Here is a 12645-nt window from a genome sequence, read left to right on the forward strand (position 1 = left end):
TCCGCTTTTGTGTTCGGCGTGCCCCCTGTTCCCTGGGCGGCTGGTCGCGTGGACGGCCCGGCAAGCAACCAGTAAGGTTGCTTACTAATTGGCCTGGTGCGTGTGCGCTGCCACCGACGAGAGACAGGAACCCCCCGTTGCCTGACGAACCGCTGACTGACAAGCCGTTGACGGACAAGCTCCTGACGGGAAGCCCCTTGACCGATCAACAGGGAACACCGCAGACAGGCGTGCGCGGCGAACTCCGCCAGGACACAACCGTCGGAGGCAAGGACCTCACCCGCTGGCAGAGCCGCTTCGGCCGCCTTCTGGTCGGGGCCGTCCAGCGCATCAGCCAGTTCCTGGGCCCGCACGGTGCCCTGGTCCTGACCCTGATGCTGGGGGGGTCATCGCCGCCGCCCTCACCGCAGCCTTTGCCGAGGTGTACGAGTCAGTAGTTGAAGCGGACGGGGTTGCCGGCCTGGATCACCCTGTCCTGGCGGCCGGCAAGAGCATGCGCTCCCCCGGACTGGATGCCGCCATCACCGCCTTCACCGATGTGGGCGGTACCATCGGCATGCCCGTCCTGGCCTTGGCGGTCATGGGTGTCCTTGCCTACCGGCGGCGGTCCTGGACTCCAGTCATTCTCATTGTCACCGCGGGCCTGGGCTCCCTTCTGATGACCATCGCGGGCAAGCGGCTGATCGGCCGCACCCGCCCCGACCTCAGCGACGCAGTTCCGCCCTACGAACACTCGGCGTCATTTCCCAGCGGCCACTCCCTGAATGCAATAGTGGTCGCGGGAATTGTGGCCTACTTGGTCATCCTGCGGCTGAAGACCGCGCGCAGCCGCATTCTCGCCGGCGCGGCCGCCGCCGTCTTCGCCGCAGCCATGGGCTTGAGCAGGGTCTACCTCGGCCACCACTGGCTCACCGACGTCCTCGCCGCGTGGGCACTCGGTGCGGCCTGGCTGGCCCTCGTGATCACGGCCCACCGGCTCTACCTGACAGTGCGGAAGCGGCGGGCACGCGGTGAGGTCCCGGCGGGAACGGCGCCCGGGGCAGTTGCCCCTAAGGCAGGACGCGCCTAAGCACCCGAATCCAGGCAGGCGGACGACGGCGGGAGGCTCCCGCCGTCGTCCGCCTGCCTTTGCTGCGAGCGCTAGCCGATCGGTTCAGCCATCTGTTCCACGACGTACTGGACGTCGACGGAATTTCCGGCCACGGGATCGGACATTTCCACCTTCCAGCTCCGGGCGAACTGGTCCACTCCGCTGGTCATGGCCACGGTGCCGGAGATGAGGACGGTCCCGGGTGCATTCAGGCCGCGTTCGGTGAGGACGTCCAGCCAGTAGTCCGGGGTCAGCAGGGCCTCGAGGGAACTGTCCTGGATAAGGGTGTCAGGGGTATCCCCTTCCCCCACCCAGGCCTTGAGCGTGATCTGGTCCAGGTGCCCCCGAACGTCGTCCAGCTTCCAGGCCTTGCGCCCCAGCACATCCGGGCTGGCGTTCTTGCTCCAGGCCACGCCGTGCACCTCCAGCGCCCGGTCCGTGTGGTCGCAGGCGACCGTGAGCAGCACACCGGCCTCGGTAATGACCAGGGCCCATTCAGCCTCGCCGGAAGTCCGTCCATGCTGAACCCGAACTTCCGATACCTGCTGGGCCAGATAGGGGGACACTGGATACAGGGCGGGAGTGGTGGTGGGACCCGGAACGCCGAGTTCAGCGAGCTCAGCAATGTGGGCCTGGACCTCATCCTGCTCACGCCCTGCGTAGCCGGCATTCAGGAGGTGCTTGACCTCCACGTCCTGCGTCCGGCCATCGGGTAGTTCAAAGCTCAGAGTCGTCATCGTGGATCCATCCTTTGCATGTGCTGCTGCGGAAATTTACAGATCGGAAACCGGAAACGGTCGCCAATGTACATCCAGTATGCGTAATGTATACATTTAACGCCAGCGTGACAGGCGTCACTATAAGAACCTCGTGGAGGACAACACCATGGCCAACGCTCCAGTTCCGGATCCGGGCACAACGCCGCATCCACACGCCACCCCTCACCCTGCGGTGCACCCGAAGGGCCTCTACAAGGCCTTCGCCGCCAGCCTCACCGGCACAGCACTCGAGTGGTACGACTTCGCCGTTTACTCGGCGGCGGCCGCCGTCGTATTTCCCGTCGTTTTCTTCCCCGCGACCGATCCCCTGACCGGAACCATCCTCGCCTTCTCCACCTACGCCGTGGGCTACGTGTCCCGCCCGGTCGGCGGCATCATCTTCGGCCGGCTCGGGGACCGCATCGGCCGCAAGAAGGTCCTGGTGACCACCCTGATGATCATCGGCGTGGCCACGGTGCTGATCGGCGTGCTGCCCGGCTACGCAAACATCGGTGCCACGGCAGGAATTCTCCTGGTCCTGCTGCGGTTCGCGCAGGGCGTGGGCGTGGGCGGCGAATGGGGCGGCGCCGTCCTGCTCTCCAGTGAATACGGCGACCCGCACCGCCGCGGGTTCTGGGCTTCCGCTGCGCAGGTGGGACCGCCCGCCGGCAACCTGCTGGCGAACGGCGCGCTCGCCGTCCTGACCGTTTCCCTCACCGAGGAGCAGTTCCTGAGTTTCGGCTGGCGCATCGCGTTCCTGGTCTCCGCAGTGCTGGTTGGCTTTGGCCTCTGGATCCGGCTGCGGCTTGAGGACACCCCCATCTTCAAGGCCATTGAGGCCCACGGCGAGCAGCCGCATGCCCCCGTCCGCGAGGTCTTCAGCAAGGAACTGCGCCCGCTGATCGCGGCCATCCTGTGCCGCGTGGGCCCGGACGTCCTGTACGCCCTGTTTACCGTCTTCACGCTCACCTACGGCATCCAGGTCCTCGGCTACGAACGCAACCAGGTACTGACCGCCGTCCTGATCGGCTCAGCCTTCCAGCTGTTCATGATCCCGCTGGCCGGCGCCGTCTCCGACCGCTTCAACCGCCGCCTGGTCTACGGCGTCGGCGCTGTGGTGGGAGCAGTGTGGACGTTCATCTTCTTCGGCGTCCTCGGCGGCAACAACCAGCCGATGCTCATCGTGGGCATCGTCCTCGGCCTCATGGCGCACTCCTTCATGTACGGCCCGCAGGCCGCCTTCATTGTGGAGCAGTTCTCGCCGCGGCTCCGGTCCACCGGCAGCTCGCTGGCGTACACCTTCGCCGGCGTCATTGGCGGCGCGATCGCGCCCCTGCTGTTCACCGTGCTGCTGGCCGAATTCGGAACCTGGATTCCGGTGGCCATCTACGTGGCGGTGGCAGCAGCCGTGACGCTGGTGGGACTGGCACTTGGCCGGGACAACGACACCATCGAGGACCTGGACTACCGGCTGCTCCTGGAAGGCTCGGCCTCGGCGCGCCAGCAGTCCGGCGCGGTCTAAAACTCCATCAGGTGCGGAGGAGGATGTCGCGAGTGACGGCCAGGTGGTGGTCGATGGCCTCCTGCGCCTTCGCGGCATCTCCGGACACCAGGGCATCGAGGATGCCCTGGTGTTCGGAGCACACCTGCTCGCGCCGGCCGCCGGTCCGGAACAGGGCGGAAACCCCGACGACGATCTGCCGGACGTGCAGCTTGCTGTAGGTTCGGGAAATCAGCTCGTTGCCCGCCGCATCAATCAGCTGCTGGTGGAAGAGCGTGTCGAGGCGGATGAACTCCTGCGCAGCCTCGGCCCCCTGGCCTTCGGGCAGTTGGGCCTGCTGGTCGAGGGTGTCCCGCATCTTGGCTGCCGGCACGCTCCGGTGCTCAATGACCAGACGGGCGGCGTGGCTTTCCAGCACTCCGCGCAGCTCCATCAGTTCCGCGATTTCGCGGCCGGTCACCGGCGGAACATAAGCGCCGCGCTGCGGAATCAGCTCCACCAGCCCGTCGGAGACCAGCAGGAGGAGGGCCTCCCGGACCGGGGTGCGCGAAACACCGATTTGGGCGGCCAGCTCCTGTTCATTGAGGAAGCGCCCCTGCATTTCCGGGTCGGTCAGGATGTTCTCGCGCAGGTACTCGTAGGCCTTCTCCCGGCCGGACGCGGCCGTCCCCGAACTTTTTCGCATACATCAGGTATACAACAGAGAAGAGCATATTCATGCGTTTAGCAGTCGCCCAGATCGTCAGCAGCGCCGACCTCACCGCCAATCTGGAACTGGTCCGAGATTACGCCACCCGGGCAAAAGCGGCAGGCGCCGAACTCGTGGTGTTCCCCGAGGCCGCCATGCGCGCCTTCGGTAATCCGCTGGCGGAAATCGCTGAACCGCTGGACGGGCCGTGGGCCACAACGGTACGGGCCATTGCCGCGGAACTGGGCATCGCCGTCGTCGTTGGCATGTTCACGCCCGGGGCGGGAGGACGGGTGCGGAACACCCTGCTGGTGACCGGCCTCGGCATAGACACGTCCTACGACAAGATCCACCTCTTTGACGCGTTCGGCTTTGCCGAGTCGGATTCGGTGGATGCGGGAACATCGCCCGTCACCTTCGAAGTCAACGGCACGGTGATCGGCCTGGCTACCTGCTACGACGTGCGCTTCCCTGCGCTGTTCACGGCCAACGCGAGGGCCGGCGCCGCCGTCAACATTGTCTGCGCGTCCTGGGGTGCGGGCGAAGGAAAGGCCGAGCAGTGGGACCTGCTGGTCCGCGCCCGGGCCGTGGACAGCACCACGTTTGTGGTGGCCTGCGGGCAGGGCGATCCGGCCAGCATCGGGCTACCGTCCGCCGGCACCGCGCCCACCGGGATCGGCCACAGCGCCGTGATTTCCCCGCTGGGTTCTCCACTGGTGGCGCTGGGCGGCGAACCCGAACTTGCCGTGGTGGACATTGATCCGGCCATCATCCCGGAGGTCCGCGGAAAGCTGCCCGTGCTGGCGAACACCCGGAGTTTCTAGTCCGGACCGTTTCCGGGAATCACGACGGCGGGGCGTGGCCACCATGGGTGTCCACGCCCCGCTTCTTCCTCTAACTAGTGCCCTGCCGGCACGCGGTACGTGCTTTCCGGGATGTCCGTGATGAACATGTGCCCCGGGGCGTGGCTGATCGCGAAGGCCGGCCGGGACGCCATCACGGCGCTCTGGGGCGTGACGCCGCAGGCCCAGAAGACCGGTACTTCTCCGGGCCGGATGTCCACGGCATCGCCGAAGTCAGGGCGGGAAATGTCCGCAATGCCCAGGTCCTCTGGTGATCCGACGTGGACTGGCGCGCCGTGGACCTTCGGCACCTCCGCGGTGACGCTGATGGCGGTTTCCACCATCTCGGCCGGCATCGGACGCATCGAGACCACCATGGGGCCGTGGATCCGCCCTGCCGGGGTGCACTCGATGCTGGTCCGGTACATCGGCACATTGCGGCCCATTTCAGTGTGGCGCAGGGGGATGCCCGCGCTGGCCAAGGCGGCTTCGAAGGTGAAGCTGCAGCCGATCAGCACACCCACCATGTCATCCCGCCAGAGCGGGGTGGCGTCCGGGACCTCGGCGGAAAGGACGCCGTCCTCCCACACCCGATAGGCGGGGATGTCGGTGCGGATGTCCGAACCCGCGGCGAGGGAACTTTCGAACTTCCCGGCAGGAATGACGTCGATGACAGGGCAGGCCTTGGGGTTGAGCCGGCAGAACTCGAGGAATTCCTCGGCGTAGTCGGCCGTCACCGCTATCAGGTTCGCCTGCGTGTAGCCATCGCTCCAGCCGGAGGTGGGGGTGACCAGACCGCTGCGGAACTGCCGGCGGGCTTCGGCCGGCGCCACGAGTCCGTTCGACTGGCTGATGGCATACTCCTGGCTCATGGCGTTCTCCTGGCTCATCGGGTGCCGCTCTCTACTACGTCGGTGGATCCGTTCAGGTACTCCTCGTCCTCCGCCACATTGGAGTCCCGGCCGATGGCCAGGCCCACGATGGTCAGCAGGCAGGCGACGCTGAGGTAGACGGCCACCGGGACCCAGCTGTGGAAGGTGCTCTGCAGCAGGGTGAACATGAACGGTGCAATGGCTCCGCCGATGATGCCCGCGAAGGTGTAAGCCAGCGAGCTTCCCGTGGAGCGCAGCCGCGGCGTGAACTGCTCGACGACGAACGCGGCCTGCGGGCCGTACATGAAGGAGTGGCAGAGCAGGCCGAGCACGGTTCCCACCACGAGCATCACCGGCGAGCGGCCGTCGAGCACGATGAAGAACAGGTAGGCCCAGACAGCGGCAGCAACTGCCGCGATGCCGTAAACGAGACGCCGGTTGATCCGGTCGGAGATGGCGCCCGCGAGCGGCATGGTGAATAGCTGGAGGCCTGAACCGACCAGCACCGCCACCAGCACCTGGCCACGGTCGAAGCCAAGTTCCTGGATGCCGTACGTCAGGGTGAAGACGGTGCACAATGCGTAGGTGACGTCCGGGCCGATGCGGCTGAGCATCGCGGCAAGGAGCGGACGGCGCTGCGTGGTGAGGACTTCCCTGATCGGGGCCTTGGGCTGGTCGCCCCGGGCTTCCATGGCCTTGAAGATGGGGGTGTCCTCGAGCTTGAGGCGGATCCACAGCCCGAACGCCACCAGAAGGGCCGAGATCAGGAACGCAATGCGCCAGCCGTAGTCCAGGAAGGCCTGCTCGGACAGGGTCAGCGTGAGGACGGCGAGTGCGCCGTTGGCCAGCAGGTTGCCTGCGGGCGGGCCGATCTGCGCCGCGGAAGCCCAGAAGCCGCGACGGCTGGGTTCACCAAATTCGCTGGACAGCAGGACAGCGCCGCCCCATTCGCCGCCCACGCCCACGCCCTGCGCGAACCGCAGGAAGACGAGGATGGCCGGGGCCAGGATGCCGATGTTGCCATAGGTGGGCAGCAGGCCGATGAGGAAGGTGGCGACGCCGATCAGCATCAGCGTGATGACCAGAATCTTCTTGCGGCCGATCTCGTCGCCGAGCCGGCCGAAAATAATGCCGCCGACGGGCCTGGAAATGTAGCCCACCGCGTAGGTGGAGAATGCCAGGAGAGTACCCGTCACCGGGTCCGACGCCGGGAAGAAGATCAGCGGGAAAACAATTGCGGCCGCGGCGGAGTAGACCGCGAAGTCGTAGAACTCCAGCGCGGTACCGGTGAGGCTGGCCGCGAACGCTTTGTACATGTCCTTGCGCCCGACAGCGGGCCTCGAACCTGCGGAGGCCATTGCGGATTGATTGGCCATTTGTTCCTCCAGAAAGAGTGTGGATGCCATCCGTCGTGCTGCGGATGCGCTGGTGTACAGCCCGCCCGGGCCTGCGACGTTGACAAGGCGCGGGCACTGAGGCTGGTTGGCGGCTTCCCCGGGAGAGCCACCGAATGCGGAGCGTTCTGTTGGATTGTGGAAATGTAGAACAATCCAAACTTGTTGAACAATGTACGCGACCTGCGTCACACCGTCAAGGGGCACCAAGGCTGCGCTGGTTAAGCGCGAACGGACACTTGTGGCCCCTGGGAAGCGTTTCCCAGGGGCCACAAGTGTCCGCTCGCGCTGTATGGGCGGCTGCGGAGAGGATCAGCTAGGACGTGTGGACTGCGGCCTGATGCTCTTCGGACCTGGCGAGGTAAGACAGGAGGCGCTCGGCCGCGAGGTCATTGTCCCCCGCTTCGAGGGCGCTGCAGATCCGGTCGTTGTCAGCCAGGTAGTCCTGATAGAAGCCACCGTCTATGGAGGCCTTATGGAAGAACAGCCGCATTTCAGCCAGCACCTGCGACATGATGACATTCAGGCGTTCGCTGCCGGCCATCGCCACGAGGGCGCCGTGGAAATGCGCGTTCGCACTGCCCAGCCCCTCGCTGTCGCCGGCCGCGGCAGCGCGCTTCCCCTCCTCCACGGCTGCGCGCACGGCGGCGATGCTATCGGCACTCCCGCCGCCGCGGACGGCGCTGACTTCGATGGCGCGCCGGACGGCGTAGACGTCATGGATGTCGCTGACCTCGAGGCTGGCGACGAAGACGCCGCGGTTCGGCTGGCGGACCACCAGGCGCTCGCTGGCGAGCTCGGCGAACGCCTCGCGGACGGTGTTGCGTGAAACCCCGAGCTCCTCGGAGAGCGCCTCTTCCTTCAGCTTCGTCCCGGGAAGAAGCGCACCTTCGGCAATTTGGAGCCGCAGCTCACTCGCAACGCGGGTGGCCACCGCGGGCACGGCGACGCGTAGCCGGGCTACGCCTGAACTCGGATTGACTGTGGCCATACCCCGAATTTACACGAACCAACCACAATTGGATTGTTGAATTGTTGAACATTTTCCCCGGAGGGTGCATCCTTGTGTAAGGACGAGTTGAGATGAGGGTCACAATGCACGCAATTGATTTGAACAGTGACGTCGGTGAATCCTTCGGGCGATGGAGCCTGGGCGACGATGCGGCCATGATGGCTTCCGTGTCCAGCGCCAACGTGGCCTGCGGATTCCACGCCGGGGACCCCAGCGTCATCCGGGCAACCTGTGAGGCCGCCGCCAAGTCCGGCGTGGTGGTCGGGGCGCATGTCGGCTACCGCGATCTGGCCGGATTCGGCCGCCGGTACATGGACGTCGACCCGCGCGAACTGGCCGACGACGTGGTGTACCAGATCGGCGCGCTGCAGGCACTGGCCGCAACGGCCGGCACCCGGGTCCGCTACGTCAAGCCGCACGGCGGCCTGTACAACGCGATAGTCCACAACACGGCGCAGGCACGCGCCGTGGTGGACGCAGTGAAGTCGGTGGATCCCGGCCTCCCTATCCTTGGCCTGCCCGGATCCGAGGTGCTGCGGCTCGCGGAGGAAGCCGGGCTCCGCGCAGTCTCCGAGGCGTTCGCTGACCGTGCCTACAACCCGGACGGCACGCTGACGTCGCGCTCCCAGCCCGGTTCCGTCCTGGAGGACCCCGAGGCGGTTGCCGCCCGGGTCCTGCAGATGACCACCGGGGAGGCCATCACGGCGATCGACGGCTCCGGGCTGACGATCAATGCGGAATCGGTCTGCGTCCACGGGGATTCACCCGGCGCGGTGGCCATGGCTGTCGCCGTGAAGAGGGCGCTCGACGCCGCCGGCATCACCATCAAGGCCTTCGTTTAGCATGAAGCGACGGATTCAGGACCCGATGGCAACCCCCAACATTGACGTGCCCTCCGCGTCAGGCCAGCCCGCGCCGGAGGCAATCCCAAACACTCTGCCCCCAAACACTCCGCCTTCGAGCGTCGCCCGCCCGGGCCGGGTGCGGGCGGTGCGGCCAGTGGGAACACGCACGATCCTCGCCGTGGTCTCCGGAACGCAGGATGTCCTCGCCCTGCAGGCCGCCCTCCTTGAGGCCCCGTTTCCGGGCCAACAGGATGTCCTGGCCGCCGCGGAGACCGTCATGGTCAGGGCCGAATCCCCCGCAGCTGCACGGCGGATCGGGCAGGCACTCCTGGAGCTGGACCTCATGGCACCGGCGGAGCAGGCCGGCGGCTTGGTGGTCATCGACACCGTGTACGACGGCGAAGATCTCGCCGAAGTGGGGCAACTGACGGGCCTCGGTGCCGACGGCGTGGTCGCAGCCCACACGGGTCAGGTCTGGACTGTTGCCTTCGCGGGCTTCGCACCCGGCTTCGGGTACATGGTGGGCGAGAACCAGGCGCTGGAGGTTCCGCGCCGGAGTTCCCCGCGCACTGCCGTCCCGGCGGGATCGGTGGCGCTGGCCGGCAACTATTCCGCGGTCTACCCGCGCAAGTCGCCGGGTGGCTGGCAGCTTATCGGCCGCACGGGAGCCAAAATGTGGGACCTCGACCGTTCTGAACCCGCGCTGGCCAGCCCCGGGCACCGGGTGCAGTTCCGCGCCGTCCGTGACGTGGTCCGGCTGGCAGGCCAGGACAGCCAGCAGGATGACAGCACCCCAGCCGCCAGCCGGCAGACAGTCCCTGAAACCACCTCCGGACTCCGTGTCCTGTCGGCCGGGATCCACAGCCTCATCCAGGACCTTGGCCGGCAGGGGCATTCGGCCCTTGGCGTCTCCGCCGCCGGTGCGCTGGACCGCGCGTCGCTCCGCCGGGCCAACCGCCTCGTCGGGAATGCGCCGTCGGCCGCCGCCATCGAGACGGTATCCGGCGGGCTGAGGCTCCAGGCCGTCGGTGACCAGGTCCTGGCCGTTGCGGGGGCGCCGTCGGCGCTCACCGTTGTGACGCCGTCGGCCTCCCCCAGCGAAACGGACACCGACGCGACGGAACCCGGCGATGCAGAGGCGCGGCAGCGCACCGTTCCGGCGGCCGCGCCGTTCGCCCTGCTCGACGGCGAAATCCTCACCATCGGTGTTCCGGACGCCGGCTTCCGCAGCTACGTCGCTGTCCGGGGCGGCGTGGACGCACCGCCGGTCCTGGGCAGCCGCTCCACGGACACGATGTCCGGAATCGGTCCCGAGCCGCTGGCAGCGAACCAGTTGCTGCCAGCAGGCGGCGCCGCCGAATCCGGCGTCGTGGGCAGCCCGGAAATCCAGCCTGACTATCCCGGCGAGGACGTCACCCTGCTGGACATCATCCTCGGACCGCGCGCGGACTGGTTCGACCAGGCCGCGATCGACTCCCTCTGTGCCCAGGACTGGACAATCAAGCCGGAGTCCAACCGCGTAGGCATGAGGCTGCAGGGAACACCCCTGGAGCGGAGCCGCACCGGTGAGCTTCCCAGCGAAGGAACGGTGGCCGGAGCCATCCAGATGCCGCCCGAAGGCCTGCCCGTGCTCTTCCTCGCCGACCATCCCATCACGGGCGGGTATCCGGTGATCGGCGTGGTGGTGGACCACCAGCTCGACCTGGCCGCCCAGGTCCCGATCGGCGGCAGCATCCGCTTCCGCATCGCGCCCGAACCTGCCGCCCCCGCCGGCTCCTCCGAAGAGACTTCACACGAACAGACTCCAGAAAGAAAAGCGAGCAACTGATGCACAAGGTCCTCATTGCCAACCGCGGCGAAATCGCCGTCCGCATCGCCCGGGCCTGCGACGACGCGCAGCTGGCCTCCGTGGCTGTGTATGCAGACATCGACGCGGACGCCATGCACGTCATCGCCGCGGACGAGGCCTTCAGCCTCGGCGGCAACTCCCCGGCGGACACCTACCTGAACATCGACAAGCTCCTCGGTGCGGCGGCCGCATCCGGAGCCGACGCGGTCCACCCCGGGTACGGTTTCCTGTCCGAGAACGCGGACTTTGCGCAGGCCGTGCTGGATGCCGGACTCGCGTGGATCGGGCCGACTCCGGAGGCCATCCGCCAGCTCGGCAACAAGATCACCGCCCGCGAGATCGCCGTCCGCGCCGGCGCCCCGCTCGTGGCGGGCAGCGACGGGCCGGTGGAATCCGCCGCCGAGGCCCGCACCTTCGCGGAGGAGCACGGGCTCCCCATCGCCATCAAGGCAGCCTTCGGCGGCGGCGGCCGCGGCCTCAAGGTGGTGCGGAACATGGAGGAGGTCGAGGAGGCCTTCGACTCCGCCGTGCGCGAGGCGGTGGCTGCGTTCGGCCGCGGCGAATGCTTCGTGGAACGCTACCTGGACCGGCCACGCCACGTCGAAGCGCAGGTGCTGGCCGATACTCACGGCAACGTCTTCGTCGTCGGAACCCGGGACTGCTCCCTCCAGCGCCGCCATCAGAAGCTGGTGGAGGAGGCCCCGGCGCCGTTCCTCAGCCACGGGCAGCGGACACAGATCTACGACGCCGCCAAGGCCGTCTGCCGAGAAGCCGGCTACTCGGGTGCCGGGACAGTGGAGTTCCTGGTCGCCGCCGACGGGACCGTCGCGTTCCTCGAGGTAAACACGCGGCTGCAGGTGGAACACCCCATCACCGAGGAAACCACCGGGATCGACCTGGTCCAGGAACAGTTCCGGATCGCCGCCGGTGAGCGCCTGTCCCTTACGGAAGACCCGGCTCCGCGCGGCCATGCCTTTGAATTCAGGATCAACGCCGAGGACGTGGGGCGCGGCTTCCTGCCCTCCCCCGGCACCATCAGCGAGTTCACCGCACCCACCGGTCCCGGCATCCGGCTGGACACCGGGGTCCGCTCCGGCTCCTTTGTGGCACCGCAGTTCGACTCGCTGCTGGCGAAGCTGGTCGTCACCGGCGCCGACCGCCAGCAGGCCCTGCGCCGCGCCCGCCGGGCACTGGCCGAGATCAGCATCGGCGGCGTGGCCACCGTCCTGCCCTTCCACCGGGCCGTGGTGGAGGCAGCGGACTTCACGTCCGAGACCGGCCTGGACGTCCACACCCGCTGGATCGAGACCGACTTCGCCGACAGCATTCCGGCCGATCCGGACTTCAGCGCCGCCGGTCCCGCAGGCCGCCGGCGCACCATCACGGTGGACGTGGACGGCCGCCGGCTCGCCGTCGGGCTTCCGGCCGACCTGCTGGACGGATGGGCCCGTTCGGGGCAGGCGCTTCCGGGCGGACTGGGTGCCTCGCCGGCCGCTGGCTCTCCCGACGGCGGGTCCGGCACCTCCGACCCGGCCGAACTGCGCGCCGCCATGAGCGGCACCATCGTGAAGTGGCTCGTGGAGCCGGGCGCCGAGGTGGCTGCCGGTGATCCCGTGGTGGTTCTGGAAGCGATGAAAATGGAGACCAGCGTCCCCGCCCACCGGGGCGGCGTCCTCTCCGGCGTCGCCGCCGGCCGCGGTGACGTGATCGCCGCCGGCTCGGTTCTGGCACTCATCGGCTAGGGCCGGTCAACGGGAAAGGCAACGAGAGGACGACGGCGCGACCACCCGCAGT

At 67.6% G+C, this 12645-nt stretch carries 12 protein-coding genes; 7 read left to right on the top strand and 5 right to left on the bottom strand.

Translation table 11 applies throughout. From position 1 onward, the window contains the following. Positions 1-137 precede the first annotated feature (137 nt). Positions 138-437, top strand: a complete 300-nt coding sequence (locus LFT45_RS19180; RefSeq protein WP_236805166.1) for a hypothetical protein — start codon at positions 138-140, stop codon at positions 435-437. Further along, positions 422-1069, top strand: a complete 648-nt coding sequence (locus LFT45_RS19185) for a phosphatase PAP2 family protein (RefSeq protein WP_236805167.1) — start codon at positions 422-424, stop codon at positions 1067-1069. The genes LFT45_RS19180 and LFT45_RS19185 overlap by 16 nt, the downstream gene beginning before the upstream one ends. A gap of 71 nt (positions 1070-1140) precedes the next feature. Here LFT45_RS19185 and LFT45_RS19190 read toward each other — a convergent pair whose 3' ends face one another. Beyond that, positions 1141-1827, bottom strand: coding sequence for a DUF2848 domain-containing protein (locus LFT45_RS19190; protein WP_236805168.1), 687 nt, complete (start codon positions 1825-1827; stop codon positions 1141-1143). Between the two features lie 148 nt (positions 1828-1975). Here LFT45_RS19190 and LFT45_RS19195 point away from each other — a divergent pair, with 148 nt between their 5' ends. Then, a complete protein-coding gene (locus LFT45_RS19195) occupies positions 1976-3370 on the top strand; it encodes an MFS transporter (protein WP_236805169.1) in 1395 nt (464 codons plus the stop codon). A gap of 7 nt (positions 3371-3377) precedes the next feature. On the opposite strand, the gene LFT45_RS19200 is transcribed toward LFT45_RS19195, so the two are convergent. Beyond that, positions 3378-4034 carry a GntR family transcriptional regulator gene (locus LFT45_RS19200; RefSeq protein WP_236805170.1) on the bottom strand — a complete coding sequence of 219 codons (657 nt, stop codon included), beginning with the start codon at positions 4032-4034 and terminating at the stop codon, positions 3378-3380. A 32-nt stretch (positions 4035-4066) separates the two neighbouring features. Here LFT45_RS19200 and LFT45_RS19205 point away from each other — a divergent pair, with 32 nt between their 5' ends. After that, entirely contained in the window at positions 4067-4861 is a 795-nt protein-coding gene (locus LFT45_RS19205; RefSeq protein ID WP_236805171.1) for a carbon-nitrogen hydrolase family protein, read from the top strand. Positions 4862-4935: 74 nt separating this feature from the next. Here LFT45_RS19205 and LFT45_RS19210 read toward each other — a convergent pair whose 3' ends face one another. From LFT45_RS19210 to LFT45_RS19220, 3 genes are all read right to left on the bottom strand, one after another. Continuing rightward, complete coding sequence (locus LFT45_RS19210; protein ID WP_236805172.1) at positions 4936-5751, bottom strand: putative hydro-lyase; 816 nt, start codon at positions 5749-5751, stop codon at positions 4936-4938. 14 nt (positions 5752-5765) lie between these two features. Then, positions 5766-7127, bottom strand: a complete 1362-nt coding sequence (locus LFT45_RS19215; RefSeq protein ID WP_236805173.1) for an MFS transporter — start codon at positions 7125-7127, stop codon at positions 5766-5768. 334 nt (positions 7128-7461) lie between these two features. Further along, positions 7462-8136 (bottom strand): GntR family transcriptional regulator, encoded by a 675-nt coding sequence (locus tag LFT45_RS19220; RefSeq protein WP_236805174.1) that lies wholly within the window; start codon positions 8134-8136, stop codon positions 7462-7464. 104 nt (positions 8137-8240) lie between these two features. Between LFT45_RS19220 and LFT45_RS19225 the strand changes: the two genes are divergently transcribed. The 3 genes from LFT45_RS19225 (at position 8241) to LFT45_RS19235 (ending at position 12593) form a co-directional block, all read left to right on the top strand. Further along, positions 8241-8999: a LamB/YcsF family protein gene (locus LFT45_RS19225; protein WP_236809443.1), complete on the top strand. Its 759-nt coding sequence runs from the start codon at positions 8241-8243 to the stop codon at positions 8997-8999. 157 nt (positions 9000-9156) lie between these two features. Then, positions 9157-10830 carry a carboxyltransferase domain-containing protein gene (locus LFT45_RS19230; RefSeq protein ID WP_236805175.1) on the top strand — a complete coding sequence of 558 codons (1674 nt, stop codon included), beginning with the start codon at positions 9157-9159 and terminating at the stop codon, positions 10828-10830. Next, positions 10830-12593: an acetyl/propionyl/methylcrotonyl-CoA carboxylase subunit alpha gene (locus LFT45_RS19235; RefSeq protein ID WP_236805176.1), complete on the top strand. Its 1764-nt coding sequence runs from the start codon at positions 10830-10832 to the stop codon at positions 12591-12593. Before LFT45_RS19230 ends, LFT45_RS19235 begins: the two co-directional genes overlap by 1 nt. Positions 12594-12645: the final 52 nt, after the last annotated feature.

Source organism: Arthrobacter sp. FW305-BF8, assembly GCF_021789315.1.
In the GTDB taxonomy this organism is placed as follows: domain Bacteria; phylum Actinomycetota; class Actinomycetes; order Actinomycetales; family Micrococcaceae; genus Arthrobacter.